Origin of the sequence: Enterobacter sp. A103 (assembly GCF_034427535.1) — a bacterium.
Classification (GTDB): Bacteria; Pseudomonadota; Gammaproteobacteria; order Enterobacterales; family Enterobacteriaceae; genus Enterobacter; species Enterobacter asburiae_B.
On record NZ_JAXQPQ010000003.1, the window covers coordinates 296175 to 322354 of the forward strand.

Genomic DNA, 26180 nt, shown 5'->3' on the forward strand with positions numbered 1-26180 from the left:
CAATGAAATACATGCATTGGTTCAGTAGCCTGGTGTGTGCCGCAACGCTGGCATCCCCCGCCTGTGCCGCGGGTAAACAGCCGCTTTTGCAGGAAGGTAAACATGCGTTATTCCAGCGGGTACTGACTTACCCAGGCTGCCAGCTGTCCGCCAAAGCAGGTGAAGCAGGTAAAGAGCAGCCGGCCTTCAGTCGATTCTATGTTTACCAAAGGACAACGCAGGGTCAGGACACGTGGCTGCAGGTTGGGCCGGACAGCTTTGGTCATACCGCTGGCTGGATGAATTCCTCCTGCACCGTTGACTGGAAAATGCAGCTGACGCTGGCGTTTACCAATCCTGCTGGCCGTCAACCGATGCTGTTCTTTAAAGAGAAATCCGACGTTGAGTCTCTTCTGAACAGCAAAAACCCTGCGGCAACATTGCAACCAATGCTCAACAGTTTGAGCAGCCATAAACCGGTCCCGCAGGTTCTGGCACGCGAGCCTGATTACATGGTGGATCAGTTAAAAAACTTTTATCTCTTACCTGTTCTTGGCTCAGATGATGTGTTTACCGATACCGGCTTCCAGGTACGTGTACTCAACGTTGCCTCCGTCAGCGAAAAGTCGCCCGCAAAAAAGGCCGCGTCCGCTGCTGATGAAAAGAACATGATGAAAGGGTTCTCCGCCTCGGTTGTCTTTGTGATCGACTCCACCATCTCGATGGGGCCGTATATCGATCGCACTAAAGAGGCGATCGATAAGATCTACAAGAGGATCGAGAAGGAACACTTACAGGATCAGGTCAAGTTTGGCCTGGTAGCTTTCCGCTCCAGCGTGAAAGCGGTGCCGGGTCTTGAATACGACAGCAAGATGTATGTCGACCCCAATACCGTTAAAGATGGTAAAGACTTCCTCGCTAAAGTACATGACCTGAAGCAGGCTACCGTTTCCAGCAGCAAGGTTGATGAAGATGCTTACGGCGGGGTCATGACAGCGCTGGACAAAGTGGACTGGACGCAGTTTGGCGCCCGCTACGTTGTACTGATTACTGACGCAGGCGCGCTTGATGGCACAGATAAGCTCTCGTCAACCCATCTGGATGCCGCCCAGGTGCGTCAGGAAGCCGCCTATCGTGGCGTTGCGCTGTATGCGTTACATCTGAAAACCTCTGATGGTAAGAAAAATCACAGTTCTGCTGAAGCCCAGTATCAGGAGCTGACGTTAAATCCATTCCTGCACAAACCGCTCTACTATCCTATTGATTCAGGTGATGTAAATAGCTTCGGTAGTATGGTCGATAACCTGGCGAATGCCATTACCGGCCAGATTAAAACAGCCTGGAGCGGCGAAGAAACGGCGGGGAGCGCGCTGGGGGCAAGCCCTAAATATGCCGGTAAGAAAGAAGATCCCCTGCTCAGTGATGCCGACAAGTTAAGTAAGGCAATGCGTCTTGCCTATCTGGGTGAAAAGCAAGGCACCACGGCACCACCGGTATTCAAGTCATGGATAAGCGACCGCGATCTGATTGACCAAAACATCCCGGCGACCGAGGTGCGCGTACTGCTCACGAAAAGCGAGCTCAGCGATCTGAGCGATGTCATGAAGAAGATCGTCAATGCCGCCAATGAGGGGATGATCTCTCCGGATGACATGTTTGCCAGCCTGCGTTCTCTGGCGGCAACCATGGGCAACGATCCAAACCAGGCGAAAGGGAAAAATGCGACCCGACTCGGAGAGATGGGACTGCTCGGTGAATATATCGAGAGCTTACCTTACCTCAGTGAAGTATTGAGCCTGGACGAAGAAACCTGGAAAAGCTGGGATGGCCTTGAGCAGGAGCGTTTCATCCGCAGGCTGAATACCAAGCTTAATTACTATCAACGCTACAACCAGGATGTAGACCGTTGGGTGGCATTAGCGCCCGATAGCGACCCACGCGATAACGTTTATCCGGTACCTCTGGAGAACCTGCCCTGATGTTGAGGATCCGCGATATGGAGATCAGCCGGGGCGGGACGCATGGCTATAGCGTCGCCCTCCCGCACCTCTCGTTGAAAAAGGGAGAGGTGGTCGCTCTAACCGGGCCTAGCGGGTGCGGTAAAAGCACGCTTCTGGAGATGATAGGGGCGATCCTCCGCCCAGCGCATCTTGCCGAATACCGGCTCGCCGGTCGCGATATTTCAATACCGCTCATGGCTGAAAACGAGCCTGTCCTGGCCGCGCTTCGCGCACGCGAGCTTGGGTTTATGCTACAGCACGGCGGCTTGTTGCCCTGGTTACCCGTGATAGAAAACATCACTCTGGTTCGCAGGCTGGCAGGACTTAGCCTACAGTCAGCCTGGCTCGATAAGGCCATCGACAGCCTGGGCGTGCGACCGCTGCTGACAAGAATGCCTTCCCGGCTTTCTATCGGCGAGCGCCAGCGCGTTGCCTTCATCCGTGCGATTGCCCACCAGCCACGCTTACTCCTTGCCGATGAACCGACTGCGGCGCTGGATCCTGATAATGCAGACCGGTTGTTTGACCTGATGATCGGCATGGTGCGCTCACTGGATATGGCAGCCATTGTTGTGAGCCACGACTGGCAGCGCGTGACGCATTTTGGGATTGACCGATATCAGGCCGTGACCGGAGAGGGAAAAAGTGTCTTCTTACCCAGCTGATATGCCAGCGTCAGGCACCCTGCTATGCCGTATGGCTCTGCGCGATCTCATTCACGATCGCAAGGTCGCGCTGTGCATCATCTTCTCTTTGATTGCCGTTATCGCACCGTTATTGCTGCTGTTCGGATTGAAGAATGGCATTGTCAGCCAGCTTCGCCATCAGCTTCTCGACGACCCTCGCACCCGGGAAGTACGTATAACGGGTAATGGTAATTATGATTTTGCCTGGCTTGATAAGCTCGCCCGCCGTTCAGAAGTCGGATTTTCGATTCCGTTAACCCGTTCGCTGAACACTCAGGCCGATCTGGTCCGGGACGGGCAACACTTTGTCCCGGGTGCTGAAGTGATCCCGACGGCCAAAGGCGATCCTCTTTTGCAGGATGTCAGAGCACCGGTCAAAGACAGCGATACCGTACTCAGCGCCAGTGCGGCACGGCGCCTTGGCGTGCAGCCAGGAGATATCCTGCGCCTGATGGTGAGCCGAAAAAGCGAAGGGAAAAACCAACGCGCCACGTTCGCTTTAACCGTTACCGGCGTGCTGGATGACGCAAAATTTTCACGTCAAGGTGCCTTTATTACATTGTCTTTGCTTGTTGCTCTGGAAGACTACCGCGATGGCTTTCAGGTTCCCTTGCTGGGGGTCAGCGATGGCAAGCCGCCCAGAGAGAGAACCCGCTATTCAAGAGCACGTATCTATGCCAGTTCGATAGATGACGTTTCACTCCTCGCGCGGTGGCTGGAGACGCAGAACATTGAGGCTATCACTCAGTCAGCTCAAATTGAGTCTGTGCGTGCCATCGACCGTGTGCTGGGGATTATCTTTGGCGTGATTGCCTGGATCTCTGCATCAGGGTGCATCGCCTCGTTAGTCGGTGCCTTCATCGCCAACATTGATCGTAAGCGCAAAGATATGGCCGTGCTGCGCCTTCTGGGTTTTCGCCGTCGCGCTGTGACGCTTTTTATTATTATTCAGGCGCTGTGTTTGACCGGCGTCTCATACGGACTGGGTGTGATCATCTACCTGCTGGGCAGCGCATTGTTCAACCATGTGTTGGGCAGTTCTTTACCGGACCAGGCATTCGTCTGTCACCTTGACCCCCTTCATTTTATCGCCGCATTGCTCTGTGTCCTTGCCGTGGCGTTAGGCGTGGCCGCTATCGGAGCACTGCGCGCACTGAAAATCGAACCTGCGGAGAGTTTACGTGAAATCTAAACTGGCGATGAGCCTGGCTATCATTGGACTCGGGTACGCCTGCGCGGCGAATGCCACCTGGGATGAAAAGTTCTGGAACCCAAAACCTCTGGCCGATGACGTGATATTGCCTATGCCGTGCGACGGTGCCATGGCATTTCGCAAAGTCGCTATCCCGCTGAATAAACCGCTGGAAGATTACAACATCACGCTGGGGCAAGAAGGCGACGACTGGGGATACGTTGAACAATCTCGCCAGGAACACATTGCAGGCAGTTTCCCGGAGAAGGGTGGTAAGGGCCGTTATTACCTGATGGCCAAATATGAACTGAGCGACCTGCAGTATCGCGCGCTTTCTGGGGAATGCCCGACGACGGATATGAAAGGACGTTTACCGAAGGTGAGTATTGGCTGGATGGATGCCATGGTATTCGCAAATCAATACAACCTGTGGTTACGAAAAGAAAAACTTTCTGCACTGCCTGAAGATGATGGTCAGGCGGGATTTTTACGGCTTCCGACAGAAACCGAGTGGGAGTTTGCCGCACGCGGCGGGCTCGCGGTTTCCCCCGCAGAGTTCCGCGATCGCCACTTCCCCATGCCTGAAGGATTAAACGGTTATGTCTGGTTTGCGGGGGCACAGTCTGCAAATGGAAAACTTCAGCTTACCGGCCTGCTGAAACCTAACCCGCTGGGATTGCACGACATACTGGGCAACGCAGCAGAGATGATGTTTGACCCGTTCCGCCTGAACAAGCTCGATCGCCTGCATGGTAAGGCTGGGGGCTATGTCGTTCGGGGGGGCAGTTATATGACTCCTCAGGCGGATATCCGCAGTTCACTGCGTGGAGAGGAGCCGTACTATGCCAATGCGGGCGAGAATACAACCAAAAGCACCGGTGTTCGTCTGGTTTTAGTTTCCACAACCCTGACATCACGCGAGCGGGTGAAAGAGATTGAAAAAGAGTGGCAATCATTAGGCACGGGTAAAAAGGAGACACCTGCAGGCAAAGCTGATGATTCGCTAAAAAACCTGAATGCTATCTCGGCAAAAGTCCAGGATGACGCACTGAAGAAACAACTTGAGCAACTGCGTGGTGAGCTGCGCGCAAATAGCCAGCTTCGGGATGAACAACGGGATCAGGCAATACGCACATCGTTACAGTTGGGCGCCTTTTTGTGCACAAAAATGAAAGATGACGGCGAGTTTTACGATCGTCTCAACCAGCTCTTCACCAAAACCTGTGCCGCAGGCAGCCAGCTTGATGCTAATTGCTCCCGCCGTCAGGAACAGCTTGGTCAACATCAAAAAGCCCTTGATTTTATTACCAGTTATTACGCTGACACCCTGGTAGACATGGGCACAACCTATGACAAACCCCTCATCGAACCGCAGGTCGCTGTCGTATTGCAACAGATGGCTGCACGCGGAAAAACCAACCTTAACGGTTATCTCAATACCTACTGGAAGAACCTTCAGGGGTACTGGAAAGATGGAAAAGTTGCGCGCGAGGCGTGGCTTAGTTCATGTAAAAAAAATAATTAAATAGTTCAGGAGATTGGAATGTTAAAGGTTATTCGCACAGCAGTGATAGCAGGAATGATGGTATTTCTGGCGGGGTGCCAGAATGGCAGTACGGGAAGTAGTGGCGGCGTCGACCCGCGCCTTGCCAATAATCAGGACGTTGAGTTTTTCAATAAATCAGGCTGGCAGGCCTGTGCTGGCGGCGCGGTAATCGGCGCACTGGCTTGCGCTGTCAGTAACTCCAGCAACAAAGCGGTATGTATGGCCGCCGCCGCTATCGCCGGTTGCGGTGTGGGTATGGGGGCTAACGCCTATCTGGATAATCAGCGCAAAAAATACGCCTCCCAAGAGCTGCAGTTAAACGCAACGATTAAGGATGTTGAAGCCGAAAACAAACGCATTCAGAACGCAACCAGCGTTGCAAAATCGGTTATCGACTCTGATAAAAAGACCCTCGCTCAAATAGAAAAAGATATGGCTGCAAACACGGTGAAAAAAGACGCCGTACAGAAGCAAATTAAAGGAGTGGATGCCAACATTGCTTACCTTCGCGGCACCATCACCGACATGAAAAAACATGAGAAGCAGTGGCAGGACGTTTCTGCAGACATGAGCAAATCCGGCAGTGATACCCAAAATCTGGATAGCGAGATTGCGTTGATGCGCGACAAAATTGGCTCTCTGCAGGGCGAGCTCGATAGCCTCTATACCCAGCGCACCGCGCTGAAAGTCGGTTGAGGGGAATAGCAATGCGTTATATTTTTCTTGCACTCAGCGCACTCATATTAGCCGGCTGTGCCACTAACGCGCGAGATTGTGACCCGACAACCGGTGATGTCAGCATTATTACCAAATTTAACTGCAACTACTCCGGCACCTGGGATAAGCGCGTTGAAGATAAACAAAAAACGCTGCAACACGATCAGGAACTGAATAAAGAGTTCAAAGCGGTGAATGATGCGATTGAAAAAGAGAAAGCACTGAGCAATGCCAACGTAGCCAGTAAACAAAAATCGCAGCAAGAACTGCAAAAGTCGATGAACAATCTGGTCGCCCAGTTGAAGAAAAAAACAGCTGGCCGGGCTGATGCTCAAAAGCAAGTTGCAGACCTGGAAAAAAGTATGAAGGAGGCGCAAAACAAACCAAGCGCTTCCGAATTGCAAAAACAGATGGAACTGCAGAAGCTGCAGGGACAGCTGAATGAATTACAAGAAACACTGGCTTTACAATAATAAAATAGCAGCCGGATTACCGGCTGCTTTACCTGCTAAGGAAAAATAACGTTGAAATCTCAATTACTCTCTGCTGGATTATTGACACTTCTGGCGACAACTCCAAGCGTTCATGCTGCACCGCCTGAGCCTGAACTTATTTTCAACTGCGAACTCACGAACGGAAAATATGTTATCGTCCGTCTGGATCATGATGTTCCTACTTATTATTACGGCTCACTTGAAAAAGTAGAAATGACTCTCCCCCAAAATGAGGGAGACAAAACGCAGGTTCGCCTGGGTGAAATGACGTTCTCGGGTGGCGGCGCTTATTATTATCGTTTCATCAATGGCAACTACAGCTATGTTGTTTATAGCGGCACGGGAAAAGGATGGGATTATACCGGCCTGAAAGTATATAAAAACCAAAAGCTCATCATGAAAAAAGAGTGCACTAATGGGGGGTTTTTACCTAATGAATATCGCGGTCAAGGCCTCGTAAAAGAAGCGGACACCGGTGATGATGCAACATACGGTTATGTTGATTAATACATCATTTTCAGGATGATAAAATATGATGAGCCGTTACTTACACTGTAGCATAGTATTCGCATGTCTTTTATTCGCTGCTCCAACTCATGCGATTGAGATCTGGCACTCAAACACCGTCTGGGCAAATCAAGGGATGTGCAGCGCCACTTTCACGCTGGACAGTGGCATGGAAAGCGTTGGTTCGTTAGAGATAGGCTTTGACCTCGTTGATGCAAAAAATAACCTTGTAGCTCATGATACTTTGCAGGTAGACCCATTCGGCGATTCTGATGCCACGCGATACCAAACGGCTTTCGCCGAAGGCGAGCATTATTGCGAAAGCAATCTCACGCTGCGCCTGACGTCACTGGCGTTAGTTAACGGAAAGACCAAACAGCCTTTACCTCTCAGTTTGCTTACACCAAGGGCATTTATTCCATTCCCTATCATTAACCCGCAGGCAGATCACTAATATGTCTATAGACGCTGAAGCAAACTCAACACCTGACAATAATGGGCCTGGCCTTTGCTTTTTGTTATTACTTATCTTTGGCGGGTTCATTTTCTTTATACCTGCAAGCATTGTGGTCGCCTTCCCGGCCGTTCTCGCCGGTTCCTTCCTGTATTTTATCTGGTATCTTATTTCGGAAGGGCATTTAGGCAATATTCTTGGCAGTATGATCGTCAGCATGATACTTATGGCTATCGCCGCAGCTATTCCTGTCATTGGCTGGATATTGTTACTTCTGTGGATCTTCTACAATATTGCGAAAGCCTTTGAGACGATAAAAACATTACTTCCCGATGCGCTCTTTAGCGCTGTTCTCTATGGATGTTTGCTCTTTCCCGTTATCCAGGAAATGGCAATGGACGGGGAGAGCAACATGGCTGCCACTATCGCTTGTGGTGTCGTGTACGTGATAACTGCAGGGCTTTATTGTTCCAGGTTAACGCAGCTGGCAACCAACACTAAGCAAAGTATTTTCTATTTTTCAATTATGTGGCTTTCGGTCCCACTTATCGCACTTCTGATCGTCTCGATTGTGGCATCCTTACGCGCGGCATTCAGAACCGTGCTGACCCCGGTGCAGACCGTGGTCAAAACCCCGCAAAACGTATCAGCGCATATGCGAGGAGGGAGCCATGTCAACGCTTACACCCGAACTGTGACCACCATTCAACATAGCGTGACCTCCCAGACGCTTCCGGGGATGGGAGCTGTTGGTGCCTCTATGGTTGGTTCCGTATCGGAGGCAACGATAACAACACCACAACAGCCACAGCAAACCTTGCCAGCGCTGGAACACAAACCAGCCGGGGGTGAATTAACACAGTATGCGACGAACAAAGACCACAATTTTTACCGCTACGACAATCTCAACGCGAAAAAAATAAGCAATTTCGTCCAGGCGGCCAGTCATCGTCAATCGCTGCCTCCTCTCACGGAAGATGCGATCCTGTTCTACTACGACGAAACGGTTTTCGGCCAAGGGGATCATGGTGTGGTATTAACCGATGACGGTGTTTTTTGCGTGTTGGGAAAATTGTATGAAACTTTCTACGCCCGCTTCAGCGAAGTCAGTAGCGTAGTCATAAAAGGATCCTTTAATAAAAAAATTGTCCTGCATATGAAGAATGGCCAGAAACATAATATTGAACTGACTCAATCAAATGCCGGGGCAAAAAAAATCTACGAACTTATCAGCATCGCAGCCCAGAATTAAGTAATCCTCCAGGCACCCGCTCAACGGGTGCCTTTCAGACTTCTGCATGACACATTCTGACAGTTTCACGCTTTATCGTGATCGCCATATTTACAGCGGCTTATATCGTTACGTTAAGAGAGAACTGTCATGAGGCCTGAAATGAGCGATTTCACTGAACTGCCGGTCACTGGCTTTGTTAAGACCAAAACAGCGGTCTACACGCGTAAACAGAACCCCTCGGTATTCTCGCCCGTGGCGCGTGAACTCCCTGCGGGAAGCCAGCTGACGGTGCAGGCTGCGGTGATGGGGGATGCTGTGGAAGGCAACGCGCACTGGTATCGCATTGATGAGGATACATACATCTGGGCGGGGGCATGCACACGGCTCGATCCTTACCCGGCGTTTCCGCCAGGCACGCGAACGAACTGGATGGCGGTGGTGTTCGAGGTACGCTAGGTCCGGCGTAGGTCGGGTAAGGCGAAGCCGCCACCCGACACAAACACGCCGCGAAAACTTAATCCAGCTTCAGCTCGTCATAATGGGTAATCAGTTTACCCACGATGCCGTAGTCCAGCGCTTCTGCCGGAGACATCCAGAAGTTGCGATCGGTGTCTTTTTTCACTTTTTCCAGCGGCTGGCCGGTGGCGTCAGCGATCAGCTTGTTCACGCGATCCAGCATGCGGATGATCTCGCGCGCTTCGATCTCAATATCCGTCGCCTGACCGCGCACGCCGCCCAGCGGCTGGTGGATCATAAAGCGGGTATTTGGCAGCGAGTAGCGGTGCTCTTTTTTCGCCGCCAGGAAGATGGTGATCCCGGCGCTCGCCACCCAGCCGGTGCCGATGACGTGCACTTCCGGGCGGATGAACTTGATGAAGTCGTGGATGGTATCGCCCGCTTCCACGTGGCCGCCCTGGCTGTTGATATACAGCTTGATCGGATCGTTGCTGACGCTTTGCAGCAGGATCATCTGGGTGATGACCTTCTGCGCCAGCTCCTGGTTGATCTCACCGGAGATCACAATCGAACGAGACTCCAGCAGTTTTTGCTGCAGAGCGCCCGCGCCGTTTGACCCTTCCGCTTTTTCCTTGTCGCTATCTTTCAGTGTGTAGTGCATTGTTATTTCCTCAGCTTGTCGCGCTCAAAACCAGAGTGTAGCCTGTTTTACCGGTGAAAGTCCTCACAGACAAATAACGAGGGAGCTTATGAATATTGCCCATGTCGCACTCTGGACCCGCAGCCTGAACGCGCAGGTTCAGTTCTGGGAAACGGTGTTTGGTGGCCGCAGTAACGAACGCTACGTCAGTAAAAATCGTCCCGGTTTCGAATCACACTTTATTACGCTGGATAACGGGCCGACCATCGAGCTGATGACGCTGCCGGATCTGTCCGACGCCCCTGCGCACCCGGAGTTTATCGGCTGGGCGCATATCGCCATCAACGTCGGCAGCAAAGCGCAGGTCGACAGCATGGCGGAGCGGGCACAGGCCAACGGCACGCTGCTCAGCGCCCCGCGCATGACCGGGGACGGCTTCTATGAAGCGGTAATTGCGGATCCGGACGGCAACCGCATTGAGCTTGTGGGTGCATAAAATCAGCGTTTCGTTGCTTAGCCGCCCCGGTCACGTATCGCTATACTTCATCTTCATACGGTTATCATATTGTTAAATGATAATGATAGTTAATGTGTTAAGATGAAAGTCAGCATAAACAGTCCCTTACGTAACCGGCGGGATTGTTTGCATCCTCGACATGTAAATCAGCACCGGGGCGGTGAATGGAACACATTGTGTATGTGGTTGATGACGATGACGCAGTCAGGCAGTCCGTGATCGGGCTGCTGGATTCGGCGGACCTGAACGCCGTCGGCTTTTCATCGGCAGAAGCGTTTCTTCAACACCGCTTTGAAGAGCTCCCGTCGTGCGTGGTCCTCGATATGCAAATGCCCGCCATCTCGGGCTTTGAGGTGGCTGACGCCCTAAAGGACAGCGGGCGCGAGATCCCGATTATTTTTCTTACCGGCCACGGCACTATCCCGATGTCGGTGCGCGCCATTAAAGGCGGCGCGTACGAATTTCTCACCAAGCCCGTCGAATCCACCGCGCTTATCGACGCCATTGAGTCCGCGCTTCAGCTGGCGGAACACAACGCCGCGCGCAATAAAGAGCACTACGCCCTGAAGCAGCGCCACATGTCCCTCACCCCGCGCGAGCACGAGGTGCTGACGCTGGCGATAAGCGGCATGCTGAACAAGCAGATTGCCGCCGAGCTGGGCGTCAGCGAGATCACGGTGAAGGTGCACCGCCGCCGCGTGATGGAGAAAATGCAGGTGCGCTCCGTCGCGGAGCTGGTCAGGGCCGTTGAGCGCCTGACCAATAGCCAGCCTGCGGAGTAACCTTTACCCTTCCTGCGCCGCCAGCGGCAGCGCAAACGCGAACACCGTGCCGTACGGCTCCCGGCGGCGCGCGCTCAGCTTCCCGCAGTGGCGCTCGATGATGCTGGCGCTGATGGTCAGCCCCATCCCCATCCCCTGCGCCTTGGTGGAGTAGAACGAGTCAAAAATCTGCTCCAGCCGCTCGGGCTCAATGCCGCTCCCGGTATCGGCGATCTCGACGATCACTTTCCCGTCCGCGTTGGCGGTGCTGAGGGTAATGGTGCTGGCGCGATCCTTCACCTCGGCCATCGCCTCAACCGCATTCATCACCAGATTGAGCAGCACCTGCTGGATCTGCACGCTATCGCCGGTGATAAAGCTGTCCTGCGCCCTTAACAGATAATCAACGCTAATGTGTCTCTGCTCCAGCTCGCTGCGCGAGAGCGTGATGATATGGTGGATCAGGTAGTGCATGTCGATGCGCGAGAAGGTGGGATCCTGCTTGCGCGTCAGGGACTGGATGCTGCGAATGATCTCCCCCGCCCGCGCGCCTTCCGCGGCGATCTCCTCCAGCCCCTCACGCACTTTATCCAGACGGGCGGGCTCGCGGTTGAGCCAGCGCAGGCTCGCCCCGGCGTTCGAGACGATCGACATCAGCGGCTGGTTGATCTCGTGGGCGATGGAGGAGGTCAGCTGCCCGACGGTGGTGGCCCGGGAAACCCGCGCCAGATCCGCCTGCGCGACCCGCATGGCATCCTCCGCCGCGCGCTGGCCGGTGATATCGGTGATGATGCCGTAATACTCGTTCACCTCGCTGCCCACGCCCACCGGATCGCCAATCCCGAGGATGTAGCGCGTTGAGCCGTCGGTACGCTTAACGCGAAACTCCGCGCGCATGGAGAGCCCGTCGCGCACGCTTTGGGTGACGATGGCGCTGATGCGGGCGTAATCGTCCTCATGGACGAAGGTCAAAAACTCCGCCATGGAGATCGTCTTTTGCTGCCCGGGCAGGCCGAGAATGCGGGCGTACTCTTCCGAGACAAACATCAGATCCTGCTCCAGCTCCCAGCGCCAGCTGCCGGTGTGGCTGATCTGCTCGCCGAGCATCAGCGAGGTCTGGCTGGATCGCAGCTCTTTCTCCACCCGTCGGCGCTGGATGTTCTCCGCCAGCAGCTCGGCGTACAGCCGCGCCGTCTCAAGGGATACCGCGGCCTGCGCGCCCAGCAGGCTCACCACGCGCGAGTGCTCGGCGGTGAAGACCTCCGGCATCAGGCGGTTTTCGAGGTAGAGCACGCCTACCAGCCGCGCCTGTTTGAACATCGGGACGCACATGACCGCCGCCCCCGAGGTCACCAGATAAGGGTCCTGACTGAAGGGATGGAACTCCTCCGGCCTGCCGGTGCGGATCTCCTGCCCGGTGCGGATCACCGCCGCCAGCACCGACAGCGGCAGGTCGGTCGCCGTCGGCACGTCTTTCAGGATCCGCACCCGCACGCCCTCGGTGCTGGTCCAGGCGCTGGCCTCAATCTCCGGGATGAGGCTCTCGCTCACGCGCAGCAGCAGGCCCCGCTGCGCCCCGGCGCGTTCGAGCAGGATGGTCATCAGATTTTCAATTAAGCGCTCCAGGTTAATCTCTTCCGACAGCGCGCGGGAGGCTTTGATGACGCTTTGCAGATCGCGGATGGTCTCGTTCTGGGCGAACGCCACCGTGTCGTAGGCGCTGGCCTGCCCGGAGGCCAGCAGGTGCGGGAAATCCTGCTCCAGCTGGCGCACCTTGGCCTGCGCGCCCGCGCGGCCCCAGGCGGCAATCGAGCCGCGGAAGTGGGCGTCCGAGGCGGTCGGGTAACCGCACGCCAGCGCAAAGCGCCCCGCCAGCTCGTGGGCCAGCGCGTTGATCGGGTTAAACCCGCCCTCGCGGGAGAGCCGGACCGCCTTCTCATACTGCTCGAGCGCAATGCTGTTCATTCCGTCCAGACGCACGATTTCGGCGTAAATCAGCGCCTCTTTATCCGCGAACGTGCCGGGATTAACGCGCGCCCAGAGGGCGATTTTGTCGTAGTGGGCGTGAATGCTGCGGCGGTGGTTCGCCGAGAAGGTCTCCGGCGTCAGCTGACGGGAGAGCGCCAGGGCGCTGTAGAGATGGTAATCCAGCAGATGGATGTGGCCCGGCGCAGACCACGCGTACCAGCCCGCCATCTCGAGATCCGCCTGCGCGTCGGCATATTCGCCGCAGGTAAAGTGCGCCATGCCGCGATACAGCCAGTACCAGAAGAGCATGGTGGAGTTTTTCTCCGGCGCCTGCTCCGGCGACGCGGGAAGCAGCGCCTCCGGCAGCACCTGCGACGCGGTCCAGGTGCCGATGACCGGCGTTCGCAGAAACTCAACGTAGCCGCGCTGGACCATCAAAATGGTTTCCACGTCCTGGAAGTGGGTTTTACGCACGAACGCCAGGCCGCGATCGATGCTGGTCAACACCCCGTCCAGGTGATCGCCCCGCGAGAGGAAGTTAATCACCTGGTGGCAGGCCGCAAAGCAGGCCATCGTCATATCCCCGTGGGTCACCGCCGAGGTGAAGCAGGCCTTCGCGCACTCGATGGTAAACGATAAAGGCTGGGTCCAGACGCTGAGCTGGTCGAGCGGCAGCAGGGTTTTGGCTTCGAACGCGTCGTAGCCGTGGCGATTCACCAGCTCGCGGGCCAGGGTGCCGTACCGGAATCCGAGGCGGTACTCGGCGTAGCGGTGGCCAATCAGCACGCCAAACCAGGCCATCGCCGTGGTGGAGGCGCCGGTAATGCCGTGGTCGAGGGTCAGGTGCATCATGCGGCAGAGCAGCAAAAAGTGCAGGCGCGGGCAGATGAAGCTGGCGCAAATGCTGGCGCTGTAGAGCAGGTTCATCACCGCTTCGGTTTCCGGATTATCCATCCGCGACAGCTGGGCAAACAGGTTTTGCGGCGCGTCGGCCGTGCGGTTGCAAAAGAGCGCCCAGGCCTCGTCGCAGTCGGCATCTTCCGGATAGCGGCTAATCTGGATCCCGAAAATCCCCAGCCAGCAGAGCGCCGCCTCCAGCGCCAGACGGCTGTCCGACTGGCGAATGTACACCTCCACCAGCAGGTTCGCCGCCAGCGCCTTTTCGGTCAGCCCGCCGGGGCAGCCGAGAATGGCGTCACACAGCTCGCGGGTCCGCTCCAGGTGCCCCAGCGCAAACTCGCAGCCCGCCTCTTCGATGTCGAGCATAAAGTCCGACACCGTCCCGGCGTTGCCCAGCGCTCTGGCGGTCTGGATATAGCCGAGCGCCGAAAGGTAATCTCCCGAACGCTTCGCGCGCCGCGCGGCCAGCAGGCTCAGCTCGCGGAACATTTCGCGCTGCGGTGCGGGCTGGATGCTGTCCAGCGCGGCCGTGACGTGGTGAACGGCGCGGAACAGCAGCTCGTTGCCCGCCGCCTGACGCGCGGCGTCGGCCAGCAGGCTGGCGGTGGTCAGGTGAATATGGCTTCTCTCATGCCGATCGAGCAGCGCAAAGGCCGCCTCCTGCACCCGGTCATGGGTGAAGGCGTACTTTTTTTCCGCCAGCACGATGAGCTGGGCCATCACCGCCGGGTGCAGCGCATAGCGCATTTCCGCCATCGACATGCCGACCACGCGGCAGATCATCTCTATCTCGCCCGTGCCGCCGAGACAGGCGATGCTGCCCAGCAGGCGGCGCGTCTCGTCGGGGAGTTCTTCAAGCTGCTCCAGCACCAGGGTGACGAGGTTTTCGGTGTAGTGCCTGGCGCGGATCGCCTGCAGATCGTAGTGCCACTTGTCCTGATATTTGTTGTGCACCACCAGGCCGTCATCCACGATGCGGCGGAAAAACTCGTGCACAAAGAGCGGGTTGCCGCCCGTCTTCTCGTGGATCAGCGTGGCGAGGTCGGTCGTCGCCGCGCTGCGGGTGCGAAATACCGTCGCCAGCCAGCGCGCCACTGCTTTCACGGAAAGCGCCTGCGGGACAATCTCGCTCGCGTTTTGCGCCGCCTCCGGCAGGCCCGCCAGCAGCGCCTGCAGGGCGGCGTCGGGCACGGCGCTGATATCCCGGTGGGCCGCGACCACCAGCAGCGGAACAGCGCCGCAGTTCATCAGCAGGTATTTAAGCGTATGCAGGCTGGCGGCGTCGCTCCACTGGAGATCGTCGAGCACCAGCACCAGCGGGCAGCCCTGCGAGGCAAAGGTTTTTACCAGCGCCAGCACCATATGGCTGAAGCGCGCCCGGGCATCTATGGAAAACGTATCGGCCGAGAAGCGCGGCTTGCTCTCCAGCAGCAGGCCCAGCTCGGGCACCAGGCTGACGGCCAGCGCCTCGTGCCCCTCCAGGGCGCGAGACAGGCGGATTTTCCACTTCGCCACCTCGTCTGCGGGCAGCCCCAGCAGGTGCAGCGTCAGGGTGCGGAACGCGGAGCTTAATACGCCGTAGGGCAGCGACGGCGAAAACTGGTCGACTTTGCCCACCGCCAGCAGCACCGTACGCTGCTGCAGCGTTTTGAGCGCCGTCGCGATGATCGAAGATTTGCCGATCCCCGACGGCCCGCCGATTGTCACCAGCTCCGGCACCAGGTTCTGACTCACCCGCTCAAACGCCGCAATAACGTCGTTCGCCTGCGGATGCGTCGCGAAGAGGGAGTCCGCCAGATGGATCGCCGGGGTGCGGTCCTGCTGGCCGGGGGTAAAGGCGACGATCTCGCCCTCGCAGGTCAGCGTCGCCTGGCAGCGGCGAAGGTCGGCAATCAATCCGTCGACCGTCTGGTAGCGGTTATCGGGGTGCTTTTCCAGCAGCTTCAGGATGATGGTCGACAGCATTCCCGGCACGTCCGGGCGGATCGCGTCCGGGGCCAGCGGCGCGGAGGCAATATGGTAGTGCGCCCAGTTGGCCCGATCGTCCTCCCCCAGCTCAAACGGCAGGCGTCCGGTCAGAAGTTCGTACAGCACCATACCGAGGCTGTAGAGATCGCTGCGGCCGTCGACGGGGCGCTGGGTGCGGGTGGTGTGCTCCGGCGACATATACGCGGGCGTACCGCCTGAAACGGCAAGCCGGGTCTGGGTGATGGCATCTGAGAGACTGCTTGAAAGGCCAAAGCTGCCCAGACGGCAGGTGGCGTCGTGATGAACAAAAATACTGCCGGGCTTGATATCGCCGTGGATCAGGTTTTGCAGATGCATCTGGCGCAGGGGAACGCAGATCTGGATCGCCATCTCGAGAAAGCGCGTGATGCCCGAGATCGCCCTGCCCGCACGCCGCGCCAGCAGCTCAAACGAAAACGGGGCGTACACCAGCGCGAAGCGCCCCCGGTACTGCGTTGACGCAACGGCGCGAATGGCCCAGCTGTCCTGCAGCACGTCGCGCAGCGCAAACTCGTTTTTGAGCAGCCGGGTGGCCCGCTCTTCCTCTTCGTCGCTGACCGCGGTAGCGATAATGAACGAGCCGCCGGAATGAGGATGTCGCGCGTGCATCCAGGCGATTCCGCCCTCCTGCGCCAGCACGGTAAAAATCACATCCTCTTTAAGGACAAAAACCCGCCCCTGGTGAAGATTCCCCAGGGCGGGCCAGAATGCAGGCTGCTCGTGTTCGTTCATCCGCGATCCTTATTGTCGGCGGGCCATCTCCCGCTGAATATGATCCAGCAGAATATCGATGTTAATGGGCTTACGCAAAAATGCAGCGGCGCCCAGATCAAGAGCGTACCGCTGCATATTTTCATCAGCATGACCGGAGATAAAGAGCACGGGCGGAGGCGGTACGGCCAGCAGCCGCAGCTTTTCAAACAGCTCCAGGCCGCTCATGCCCCGCAGCTTGATGTCGGTGATCACCAGCGCCGCACCGGACAGGGCGAAAGGATGGCTCAGAAACACCTCTGCCGAATCAAACGTATCGGCGGCATAGCCTTCCGACTCCAGGAGATTACTCAGCCCGCTGCGGACGGATCGTTCGTCATCAATGATGGCAATGCGCCACGGCAGCGTCATGCTGTCTTTCCTCTGGTAAATCATTAAACGTCGCGATCGTCCTTCGCGGGCGCAGGAGGCGCCGTGCCGCTGATTTTCGGCACGCATTCGTGACGAAACCAGGCGAGGGTAAGCGGTTCGCGACTCAGTAAACGCCGTCCCACCGGGATGAGCTGTTCGCCCACCAGCATGCCAAACAGGCCAAGCAGGGCGACAACCGGCGGCGCCGGGGAATGCACGTCGAGCAGGGCGTAAATTACCCCAGCAACCACGCCGCACACCAGCGAAATTATCCATGCTTTCATGACGACGCTCCCGTCTGCGATTTGACCTGCGGAACGGTCACCGGAGGCGGCGGCGCGCCGTCGCGGGATAACAGATGGCGCGTCGCCTGTTCACCCGCCAGCATCCCCAGCAGGCCAATCAGCGCCAGCGCGGGCGGCGCGGGGGAGCGCACCTTCAGCACGGCATACATCAGGCCAATCAACACGCCTGCCGCAAGGGATATCAGCCCAGTACTCATTGTGAACTCCAGAGAAAGAGGCAGCGGCGAGCCGGATGAGGGACCAGCCCGCCAGCGGAACTTAGCGGGCCGGGACCGGCGCTAAGGTGCGGTGCTCGCTCTTCTGGCGAGACGGCGCTTTGTGCACCATGGTGTAGGCGTAATCGACGCCCATGCCGTACGCGCCGGAGTGCTCGCGCACGATGTCCATCACCGCGGTGTAGGTCTCTTTACGCGCCCAGTCGCGCTGCCACTCCAGCATCACCTGCTGCCAGGTGACCGGGATCACGCCCGCCTGGATCATGCGCTGCATCGCGTAGTCGTGGGCTTCTTTGGAGGTGCCGCCGGACGCGTCCGCCACCATATAAATTTCGTAGTCGCCTTCCAGCATCGCGCACAGGGCAAAGCTGTTGTTGCACACTTCGGTCCACAGGCCGGCAACCACCACTTTCTTCTTGCCGTTGGCCTGCAGCGCGTCGCGCACCTTCTGGTCGTCCCAGGAGTTCATGGAGGTACGCTCCAGAATGTCCTGGCCCGGGAACACGTCCAGCAGCTCCGGATAGGTATTACCGGAGAAGCTTTCGGTCTCAACGGTGGTGATGATGGTCGGGATGTTGAACACCTTAGCCGCTTTCGCCAGCGCCACGGTGTTGTTTTTCAGCACCTGACGGTCAATAGACTGCACGCCAAACGCCATCTGAGGCTGGTGATCGATAAAGATTACCTGACAGTTCGCAGGGGTTAACACTTCGAGCTTTGAAGAGGTCATAGCATTTTCCAGTGGTTAAGGGTGAAATCGCCGCGAGCGCCGCGACGATAAAGTCACCCTCATCCTGCGGTTTTCCGTCCCTGCGCGTAATTATCTCTTCGTATAGTTAACCTTAAGTATAGTTATACTTTGGTATACCTATCCTATTGTATAACTGGATCTTTGCCGAAACCGGTTCCCATAATCCTGACCATTCCCCTCTCAGTCAGGAGCAGTTTATGGTTACCCTCGGTAAAGCCGATCTCATTCTGGTTAACGGCCAGTTTCACACCGTCGATCGCGAGAACCCTGTCGCGGAAGCCGTTGCCGTGCGCGACGGAAAATTTCTGGAAGTGGGTACCGTCGCCGAGGTGATGCAGCACCACTGCGAAGGCACCAAAGTGGTCGACTTAAAAGGCCACACCGCCATCCCCGGCCTGAACGACTCGCACCTGCACCTGATCCGCGGCGGGCTGAACTACAACCTTGAACTGCGCTGGGAAGGCGTGCCGTCGCTGGCCGACGCCCTGCGGATGCTGAAAGAGCAGGCCCTGCGCACGCCGTCGCCCCAGTGGGTGCGCGTGGTGGGCGGCTGGACCGAGTTCCAGTTTGCCGAGCGCCGCATGCCGACCCTGGACGAGATCAACGACGCCGCGCCGGACACCCCGGTCTTCATCCTGCACCTGTACGACCGCGCCCTGCTCAACCGCGCCGCGCTGAAGGTGGTCGGCTACACCAAGGACACGCCAAACCCGCCGGGCGGGGAGATCCAGCGCGACGCCAACGGCAACCCGACCGGGATGCTGATTGCCCGTCCGAACGCCATGATCCTCTACGCCACGCTCGCCAAAGGGCCGAAGCTGCCGCTGGAGCAGCAGGTTAACTCCACCCGCCAGTTCATGCGCGAGCTGAACCGTCTGGGGCTGACCAGCGCCATCGACGCGGGCGGCGGCTTCCAGAACTACCCGGAAGATTACGAGGTGATTGCCGAGCTGCACGAGAAAAAGCAGATGACCATCCGCATCGCCTACAACCTGTTTACCCAGCGTCCGGGCCACGAGCTGGAAGACTTTGAAAAATGGACCGACATGCTGACGCCGGGCCAGGGCAGCGACTTCTTCCGCCACAACGGCGCGGGCGAGATGCTGGTCTTCTCCGCCGCCGATTTTGAAGACTTCCTCGAACCGCGCCCGGACCTCGCGCCGGGCATGGAGGACGAGCTGGAGCGCGTGGTGCGCCATCTGGTGGAGCACCGCTGGCCGTTCCGCCTGCACGCCACCTATAACGTATCCATCAGCCGCATGCTGGACGTCTTCGAGAAGGTGAACCGCGACATACCGTTCAACGGCCTGCACTGGTTCTTCGACCATGCGGAAACCGTTACCCAGGCCAACATCGACCGCATCAAAGCGCTCGGCGGCGGCATTGCCGTCCAGCACCGCATGGCGTTCCAGGGCGAGTACTTTGCCGAGCGCTACGGCATCGAAGCCACCCGCCACACGCCGCCGGTGGCGAAAATGCTCGAGACCGGCGTGCCGGTGGGCTTAGGGACGGACGCCACCCGCGTGGCGAGCTACAACCCGTGGACCGCGCTCTACTGGCTGGTCTCCGGCCGCACCGTCGGCGGGATGCAGATGTACGACCACAGCGCCCGCCTGGATCGCGATACCGCCCTGATGCTCTGGACCCAGGGCAGCGCGTGGTTCTCCAGCGAGCAGAACCAGAAGGGGCAGATCAAGGTCGGCCAGCTCGCCGACCTGGCAGTGCTCAGCAAAGACTTCTTCCGCGTGCCGGAAGAGGAGATCAAGGGCATCGAGTCCGTCCTCACCGTGGTCAACGGCGACATCGTTTACGCCGCTGGCAGCTTTGGCCCGCTCGCGCCGCCGGCCATTCCGGTCCTTCCCGAGTGGTCCCCGGTGGTGAAGGTACCGGGCCACTACCGCAGCGCGCCGCCGCAGGCCGCCCGCGTCGGGATGAGCGCCATCCATCACTGCAGCGGCCCGTGCGGGGTTCACAGCCACCAGCATGATTTCGCCCGCACGTCAGAGATGCCGGTGTCCGACGATAACGCTTTCTGGGGGGCGCTGGGCTGCAGCTGCTTTGCATTCTGATGAAAAACACCTTTGCTCCGCCCCGGGTCGACCTGGGGCTGTTCTTCCTGCGCCTGACCGGCAGCCTGCTGCTGCTGTACGTGCACGGCCTGCCGAAGGTGCTGCACTTCAGCGAAGAGCTGACGCGCATTGAAGATCCGTTCGGCTTCGGGCCTTACGCCAGCCTGATCCCGGCGATTGTCGCCGAGGTAATCTGCCCGCTGTTTATCATTGCGGGCGTGTACACCCGCCTGGCGTGCGTGCCGATTATCGCCGTGCTGCTGGTGGCGATGCTGGCGGTCCACCCGAACTGGTCGATTGCCGAAGGGCAGTTTGGCTGGCTGCTGCTGATTATCTTCACCACCCTCGCCCTCACCGGGCCGGGCCAGTGGCGGCTGCAGCGTAAGGCAACGGAGAGGTTCGCATGACCCAGGTTAACGACGTTCGCGACGCACACGTCGAGACGACGCCCGCACCGACGGTTTCGCCCTGGCAGCCGCTGAGCCAGCCGGTGTTCCGCATGCTGTGGATCGCCACGGTGGTCTCTAACGTCGGCTCATGGATGAGCGACGTCGGCATCAACTGGAGCATGCTGACTCTGAGCGCCGACCCGCTGGATATCGCGCTGGTGCAGGCGGCCAGTAGCCTGCCGATGTTCCTCTTTGCCCTGCCGTCCGGGGTGATGGCGGACATCGTCGACCGACGTAAATACCTGCTCTTCTCCCAGCTGTGGGTGTTCATCGCCGCCGCCGGGCTGACGGTGCTCTCCTTCACCGGACACGTCACCCCCACCGTTCTGCTGGTGGCGACGTTCCTGCTGAGCGTGGGCGCAGCGATGAGCTCGCCGCCGTTCCAGGCCGTGGTGCCCGATCTGGTGAGCAAGCCGGAGCTGGGCGCCGCCGTGGCGCTGAACTCGCTGGGGGTGAACATCAGCCGGGCGATTGGCCCGGCGCTGGGCGGTTTTCTGCTGTCGCTCGCCGGGCCGTGGATGGTGTTTGCCCTCAACGCGCTGTCCGTGGTCGGCGTGGCGTGGGTGCTGTGGCGCTGGCGTCCGGCACCGTCCATTCAGCGCCTGCCGCCGGAGCACTTCTTCTCCGCGGTACGCTCCGGGATTCGCTACGTGCACGCCGCGCCGGTGCTGCGCAACGTGCTGGTGCGCACCGTGGCCTTCTTCGTTTTCGGCAGCGCGGGCTGGGCGCTACTGCCGCTGGTGGCGCGCCGCGAGCTGGGCTTAGGCCCGGCGGGCTACGGCGTGATGCTGGCGTGCATTGGCCTGGGGGCGATTGCCGGGGCGATCCTGCTGCCGCGCCTGCGCCAGCGGCTCGACGCCGACCGCCTGATGGTGGCCGCCAGCCTGACCTTTGCCCTCACCATGCTGGCGCTGGCGTTCGTGCGCCACGTCTGGCTGCTCAACCTGTTTGAATTCTTCACCGGCTTCGCGTGGATTGCGGTGCTTTCAACGCTGAATCTCGGCGCGCAGCGCAGCGCCGCCCGCTGGGTGAAGGCCCGCGCGCTGGCGGTCTACCTGACGGTGTTCTTCGGCTCGATGACTGCGGGCAGCGCCATCTGGGGGCAGATCGCTTCCCGCTTCGGCACCCCAACCTCGCTGGTTGTGGCCACGCTGGGGATGGTGCTGGCGAGCGCCACCGTGTTCCGCTGGAAGCTGGGGAAAGATCCGGACCTGAACCTCGACCTGAGCGGCCAGCCGCTGGACGGCGTGGAGATCGATCTGCCCAACGAGCGCGGCCCGGTGCTGGTATCGCACGAGTACATCATCGACCCGCAGAACACCAGAGCCTTCCTGGAAGCCGTCCACGAGCTGCGCCGGGTGCGCCGCCGCGCCGGGGCGATGAGCTGGGCGGTATACGAGGATATTGAGCGCCCCGGTCTGTTTATCGAGACCTTCCTGATGGGCTCGTGGATCGAGCATCTGCGCCAGCAGGAGCGCCACACCATGAATGACCTCCTGCTGCAGAGCCGCGTTCTGGCTTTTCATCAGGGCACAACATCACCGGCAATTCGCTACCTGGTCGCGCCGGTATAATCCTAATCATCACCTGCACAGGAACACACTATGGCAACGTTTAAGGCAAAAGACGGCACGCAGATTTACTACAAGGACGGCGGCGCGGGCAAACCGGTTCTCTTCAGCCACGGCTGGCCGCTGGACGGCGACATGTGGGACAGCCAGCTGAACTACCTGGCCGAGCGCGGCTTCCGCGCCATCGCCTTTGACCGCCGCGGCTTTGGCCGCTCGGATCAGCCGTGGAACGGCTACGACTACGACACCTTTGCGTCCGACATCAACGACCTGATTACCACGCTGGATCTGCGCGACGTGGCGCTGGTGGGCTTCTCCATGGGCGGCGGCGACGTGACCCGTTACATCAACAACTACGGCAGCGCGCGCGTGGCCGGTCTGGCGCTGCTGGGCGCGGTGACGCCGATCTTCGGTAAATCCGACTCCTTCCCGCAGGGCGTGGATCAGAGCGTGTTCGACGGCATTCGCGACGGACTGCGTAAAGATCGCGCCCAGTTCATCAGCGACTTCGCGACGCCGTTCTACGGCATCAACGCCGGGCAGACCGTTTCCGCCGGTGCCCTGACCCAGACGCTGAACATCGCCCTGCTGGCGTCGCTGAAGGGCACCATCGACTGCGTGACCGCGTTCGGCGAAACCGACTTCCGCCCGGATATGGCGAAAATCGACGTGCCGACGCTGGTGATCCACGGCAGCAACGACCAGATCGTACCGTTTGAAAGCACCGGCAAGCTGGCGGCGGAGATGATCAAAAACGCCACGCTGAAGGTGTACGACAACGCGCCGCACGGCTTCGCGCTGACCCATCAGGACCAGCTCAACGAAGATTTGCTGGCGTTTGTGAAGTCGCTGTAAGTCTTTAAAAGCGAAGCCTGATGGCGCTTCGCTTATCAGGCCTACATGTCCCGTGCGATTTGTGGATCCTCGGGGTTTTGTCGGCCTGTGCGATTTATTGCCTCACGGGGTTTCGTAGGCCGGGTAAGGCGCAGCCGCCACCCGGCGCTTTCGCAGACGCGTTCCGCTCCGCCAGTAGCCGACAAATCTCCGCGTGCTTCTCCTCGGTGAAGGTAAAGCGCGACATAAACACTATTCGGATCAGCGACCCTATCGCCGGCAGCAGGCAGATCCCGAAGAACAGCCCCGACAGCACGCCTTCGCTCTGGATTTGCGCCTGCGGCACGTAGCCAATCATCGTCAGGAACACGCCGATTAACCCGCCACCCACCGCCACCGACATCTTACCGGTAAAGGTCTGCCCGGAGAAGGTGATCGCCGCGCAGCGCTTGTGGGTGTGGTACTCCGCGTACTCGATGGTGTCGGCAATCATCGACGAGGTGAGGATGTTGGTCATCATCACGAACAGCGTGCTCAGGCCGAGCAGAATAAACAGCATCGTCACCTGCTGATACCCGACAAACCACATCACCACGCGCACCGCCACGTCCAGCCCGCAGAGGATCATAAACAGCTTCCGCTTCTGCATCCGGCGCGTCAGCATCGGGGCGACCAGGCACAGCACCGCCGCCACGATCCCCATCACGCCAATCGCCATCTGCAGGCTGCCATCGCCCAGGTTGTTGATAAAGAAGTAGATATACAGCCCGCCCGCCACGTTATGAAACACGCAGAAAAAGAACGACAGCAGGACGATAAACAGCGGCTTGTTCTGGCGCAGATTGCGGAAGGTGTCGCGGATGGTCACCTTTTCCGGGCTCGGCGGCACGCGCTCTTTGATCTGCATAAAGCCGTTGAGCATCAGCGGCAGGCCCACCAGCATCATCACCAGCGCCGCCATAAAGTAGCCTTTATCGTTGCTGTACTGGGCGAAGAACGCCGCCAGCTTCGGGAAGAAGATGTTGGCGCAGGCAATCCCCGCGTTGACCCCGAGCATCGCCGCCGTCACCGCGCGGGTGCGCTGGGCGGAGTCGTTGGTCATCACCGACGACATCGACCAGAACGGGATATCGGAGATGGCGTACAGCGTCCCCCACAGGATGTAGGTCACCCCGGCGTAGAGGATTTTGGTGGTCATGTCCGCTTCGATTTTATAGAACGACAGCAGCGTGACGCCGGTGATCAGCAGCGGCGCGATCAGCAAAAAGTGGCGAAACTTGCCGAACCGGCTGTTAATGGTGTCCATAATGCTGGCAAACAGCGGATCGTGAACCGCGTCCCACGCGCGGGCAATCAGGAAGATGGTGCTCGCCGCCAGCGCCGAAATCCCCAGCACGTCGGTGTAAAAATAGTTAATAAACGAACCCACTAAACCAAAGCTAAAACACTGACCTAAACCATAGCCAAAATAAGACCACAGCTCGCGAGACGGTATTTTCATTGTCGTTGCCATTGTTATATGCCTGCCTGGTTGCCCGGCGGTGGTCCGCCGGGTCGATATTATTAGCCCTGAACTTTCGGGGCGATCTTGCGCAGCTGCTGCATTAATGCGATTTCACGGCGCGAGAACGGAATGCCGTTCTCCTCGAACACGTCGTGGAACCAGAGGCGGCAGTAGTCCGTGGACTCCTTCATCACCACCGGCCACGGCAGCCACGTCTGCGTTTTGCCGCGCACCAGCCCCCACTGGTACGGCGCGACCTTCGCCGCGTACATCAGCGGGAGCTGCTCTTCGATGGTGCTGCCCACGTGGCGCGCCAGCCATTCGGTGCAGAACAGCGGGCGACCGAGCTTTTGCAGCTGCTGGATAATCGCCGTCATCCGCCCCGTGTGGGTGTAGGCGTGGAAGCTCACCACGTCCGAGAGCGCCAGCGCGGTCTGGTCCAGCGGATGCTGGAAGAACGTCTCGCCCTCCTCCTCCGGCGGCAGACGCCACGCGCAGACGGTGAGCGGCTGGGTCGGATCTTCTTCACGCACCCACTGGAAAGCCAGCTTCATCAATTCGTGCGCGCAGGTCTCCAGCTTCGCGTCGTACTGCACCTCCTGCGTGCCGGTCGCAAAAATGCCGCGGTTGCCCGGCTCGTTATACAGATCCCACAGCAGGACGCGCCTGTCGTCGCGGAACTGGCGGACAACGTCGCGGATATAGCGTTCAATGTCTGCCCAGCAGTCGGGATCGCACACCTTGTCGCGCCCCGGGCTCGCCGCCGCCTGGCTGTTGTGCTTGCCCGGCACGGGCGGCTTTTGCGGGCCGAGGTACGGCTCGTCGCCGGAGAAGCCGCAGTCGTCCATCAGGGTCAGCATGGTGCTGAAGCCGCGACCGTCGGCAATCGTCAAAAACCGGTCGATGCGCGCCATCAGCCCGTCGCGGTCATGCTCCCAGACGATAAACGGCAGGTTGATGCGCAGGGTGTTGTAGCCCGCGTCCGCCGCCCAGCCCAGCTCGCGCTCGATGGTTTCGGCATCAAAGGTCTCTTCCTGCCAGATATCGGTCCAGTTCACCGCCGTCGACGGCAGATAGTTAAACCCGCACAGCCAGCCTTTTTGCTCATACCACGACTGTGCCTGCTCCCTGCTCCACTGCTCTTTCATTACGCGTCCTCTTACTGATAATATTTAGCTAATAAATATTAGCTGCAGGACAAATGCGCAAATCACGGCGTTTAGAAAAGCGATGCCCCTCACAAAGTTCACGCTTCGATGAATGAGAAACGTGATCGACGGCGCTAAAGCGTGCGGTTAGGGT

At 58.6% G+C, this 26180-nt stretch carries 24 protein-coding genes; 16 read left to right on the top strand and 8 right to left on the bottom strand.

Going from position 1 to position 26180, the window contains the following annotated elements; all coding sequences use genetic code 11:
• The first annotated feature begins 2 nt into the window (after window positions 1-2).
• The 10 genes from SPH27_RS11785 to SPH27_RS11830 all read left to right on the top strand — a co-directional run bounded on the left by SPH27_RS11785 (window position 3) and on the right by SPH27_RS11830 (window position 9265).
• Entirely contained in the window at window positions 3-1958 is a 1956-nt protein-coding gene (locus SPH27_RS11785; RefSeq protein ID WP_048980623.1) for a vWA domain-containing protein, read from the top strand.
• Window positions 1958-2644, top strand: a complete 687-nt coding sequence (locus SPH27_RS11790) for an ABC transporter ATP-binding protein (protein ID WP_087823597.1) — start codon at window positions 1958-1960, stop codon at window positions 2642-2644. Before SPH27_RS11785 ends, SPH27_RS11790 begins: the two co-directional genes overlap by 1 nt.
• 31 nt (window positions 2645-2675) lie before the next feature.
• Window positions 2676-3857 carry an ABC transporter permease gene (locus tag SPH27_RS11795; RefSeq protein WP_232056989.1) on the top strand — a complete coding sequence of 394 codons (1182 nt, stop codon included), beginning with the start codon at window positions 2676-2678 and terminating at the stop codon, window positions 3855-3857.
• Window positions 3847-5382, top strand: coding sequence for an SUMF1/EgtB/PvdO family nonheme iron enzyme (locus SPH27_RS11800; protein ID WP_182072036.1), 1536 nt, complete (start codon window positions 3847-3849; stop codon window positions 5380-5382). The genes SPH27_RS11795 and SPH27_RS11800 overlap by 11 nt, the downstream gene beginning before the upstream one ends.
• A gap of 18 nt (window positions 5383-5400) precedes the next feature.
• A complete protein-coding gene (locus SPH27_RS11805) occupies window positions 5401-6099 on the top strand; it encodes a hypothetical protein (protein ID WP_033144530.1) in 699 nt (232 codons plus the stop codon).
• An 11-nt stretch (window positions 6100-6110) separates the two neighbouring features.
• A complete protein-coding gene (locus SPH27_RS11810) occupies window positions 6111-6593 on the top strand; it encodes a hypothetical protein (RefSeq protein WP_182072028.1) in 483 nt (160 codons plus the stop codon).
• A gap of 51 nt (window positions 6594-6644) precedes the next feature.
• Window positions 6645-7121: a hypothetical protein gene (locus SPH27_RS11815; protein WP_058840477.1), complete on the top strand. Its 477-nt coding sequence runs from the start codon at window positions 6645-6647 to the stop codon at window positions 7119-7121.
• A gap of 25 nt (window positions 7122-7146) precedes the next feature.
• On the top strand, window positions 7147-7575 hold the full coding sequence (locus SPH27_RS11820; protein ID WP_182072026.1) for an IrmA family protein: 429 nt from the start codon (window positions 7147-7149) through the stop codon (window positions 7573-7575).
• Window position 7576: 1 nt separating this feature from the next.
• On the top strand, window positions 7577-8827 hold the full coding sequence (locus SPH27_RS11825; protein WP_182072024.1) for a hypothetical protein: 1251 nt from the start codon (window positions 7577-7579) through the stop codon (window positions 8825-8827).
• A 141-nt stretch (window positions 8828-8968) separates the two neighbouring features.
• Window positions 8969-9265: a hypothetical protein gene (locus SPH27_RS11830; RefSeq protein WP_048980634.1), complete on the top strand. Its 297-nt coding sequence runs from the start codon at window positions 8969-8971 to the stop codon at window positions 9263-9265.
• A gap of 58 nt (window positions 9266-9323) precedes the next feature.
• On the opposite strand, the gene SPH27_RS11835 is transcribed toward SPH27_RS11830, so the two are convergent.
• Window positions 9324-9926, bottom strand: a complete 603-nt coding sequence (locus tag SPH27_RS11835) for an ATP-dependent Clp protease proteolytic subunit (RefSeq protein WP_023310243.1) — start codon at window positions 9924-9926, stop codon at window positions 9324-9326.
• Between the two features lie 88 nt (window positions 9927-10014).
• Between SPH27_RS11835 and SPH27_RS11840 the strand changes: the two genes are divergently transcribed.
• Both SPH27_RS11840 and SPH27_RS11845 read left to right on the top strand, forming a co-directional pair.
• A complete protein-coding gene (locus tag SPH27_RS11840; RefSeq protein WP_182072022.1) occupies window positions 10015-10401 on the top strand; it encodes a VOC family protein in 387 nt (128 codons plus the stop codon).
• A gap of 185 nt (window positions 10402-10586) precedes the next feature.
• Complete coding sequence (locus SPH27_RS11845) at window positions 10587-11204, top strand: response regulator transcription factor (protein ID WP_032660951.1); 618 nt, start codon at window positions 10587-10589, stop codon at window positions 11202-11204.
• Between the two features lie 3 nt (window positions 11205-11207).
• Here SPH27_RS11845 and SPH27_RS11850 read toward each other — a convergent pair whose 3' ends face one another.
• The 5 genes from SPH27_RS11850 to SPH27_RS11870 all read right to left on the bottom strand — a co-directional run bounded on the left by SPH27_RS11850 (window position 11208) and on the right by SPH27_RS11870 (window position 18430).
• Window positions 11208-16790, bottom strand: a complete 5583-nt coding sequence (locus tag SPH27_RS11850) for an ATP-binding protein (RefSeq protein ID WP_182072020.1) — start codon at window positions 16788-16790, stop codon at window positions 11208-11210.
• Window positions 16791-16799: 9 nt separating this feature from the next.
• A complete protein-coding gene (locus SPH27_RS11855) occupies window positions 16800-17180 on the bottom strand; it encodes a response regulator transcription factor (protein ID WP_033144522.1) in 381 nt (126 codons plus the stop codon).
• Window positions 17181-17203: 23 nt separating this feature from the next.
• Window positions 17204-17464, bottom strand: coding sequence for a XapX domain-containing protein (locus SPH27_RS11860; protein ID WP_010427264.1), 261 nt, complete (start codon window positions 17462-17464; stop codon window positions 17204-17206).
• On the bottom strand, window positions 17461-17682 hold the full coding sequence (locus SPH27_RS11865) for a DUF1427 family protein (RefSeq protein ID WP_039260948.1): 222 nt from the start codon (window positions 17680-17682) through the stop codon (window positions 17461-17463). Before SPH27_RS11865 ends, SPH27_RS11860 begins: the two co-directional genes overlap by 4 nt.
• 61 nt (window positions 17683-17743) lie before the next feature.
• Window positions 17744-18430 carry a hydrolase gene (locus SPH27_RS11870; RefSeq protein ID WP_023334356.1) on the bottom strand — a complete coding sequence of 229 codons (687 nt, stop codon included), beginning with the start codon at window positions 18428-18430 and terminating at the stop codon, window positions 17744-17746.
• A 218-nt stretch (window positions 18431-18648) separates the two neighbouring features.
• On the opposite strand from SPH27_RS11870, the gene SPH27_RS11875 reads away from it, so the two are divergent.
• From SPH27_RS11875 to SPH27_RS11890, 4 genes are read left to right on the top strand one after another with little or no spacing between them, the layout of a single operon-like run.
• Complete coding sequence (locus SPH27_RS11875) at window positions 18649-20520, top strand: amidohydrolase (protein ID WP_182072018.1); 1872 nt, start codon at window positions 18649-18651, stop codon at window positions 20518-20520.
• Entirely contained in the window at window positions 20520-20927 is a 408-nt protein-coding gene (locus SPH27_RS11880) for a DoxX family protein (protein WP_182072016.1), read from the top strand. The genes SPH27_RS11875 and SPH27_RS11880 overlap by 1 nt, the downstream gene beginning before the upstream one ends.
• Window positions 20924-22543: an MFS transporter gene (locus SPH27_RS11885; protein WP_182072014.1), complete on the top strand. Its 1620-nt coding sequence runs from the start codon at window positions 20924-20926 to the stop codon at window positions 22541-22543. The genes SPH27_RS11880 and SPH27_RS11885 overlap by 4 nt, the downstream gene beginning before the upstream one ends.
• Before the next feature lie 30 nt (window positions 22544-22573).
• Window positions 22574-23395, top strand: coding sequence for an alpha/beta fold hydrolase (locus tag SPH27_RS11890; RefSeq protein WP_182072012.1), 822 nt, complete (start codon window positions 22574-22576; stop codon window positions 23393-23395).
• Between the two features lie 94 nt (window positions 23396-23489).
• Here the strand turns inward: SPH27_RS11890 and SPH27_RS11895 are convergent, their stop codons facing one another.
• Both SPH27_RS11895 and SPH27_RS11900 read right to left on the bottom strand, forming a co-directional pair.
• On the bottom strand, window positions 23490-24887 hold the full coding sequence (locus tag SPH27_RS11895) for an MFS transporter (RefSeq protein WP_182072010.1): 1398 nt from the start codon (window positions 24885-24887) through the stop codon (window positions 23490-23492).
• Window positions 24888-24937: 50 nt separating this feature from the next.
• Window positions 24938-26026, bottom strand: coding sequence for a cellulase family glycosylhydrolase (locus SPH27_RS11900; RefSeq protein ID WP_048980654.1), 1089 nt, complete (start codon window positions 26024-26026; stop codon window positions 24938-24940).
• Window positions 26027-26180: the final 154 nt, after the last annotated feature.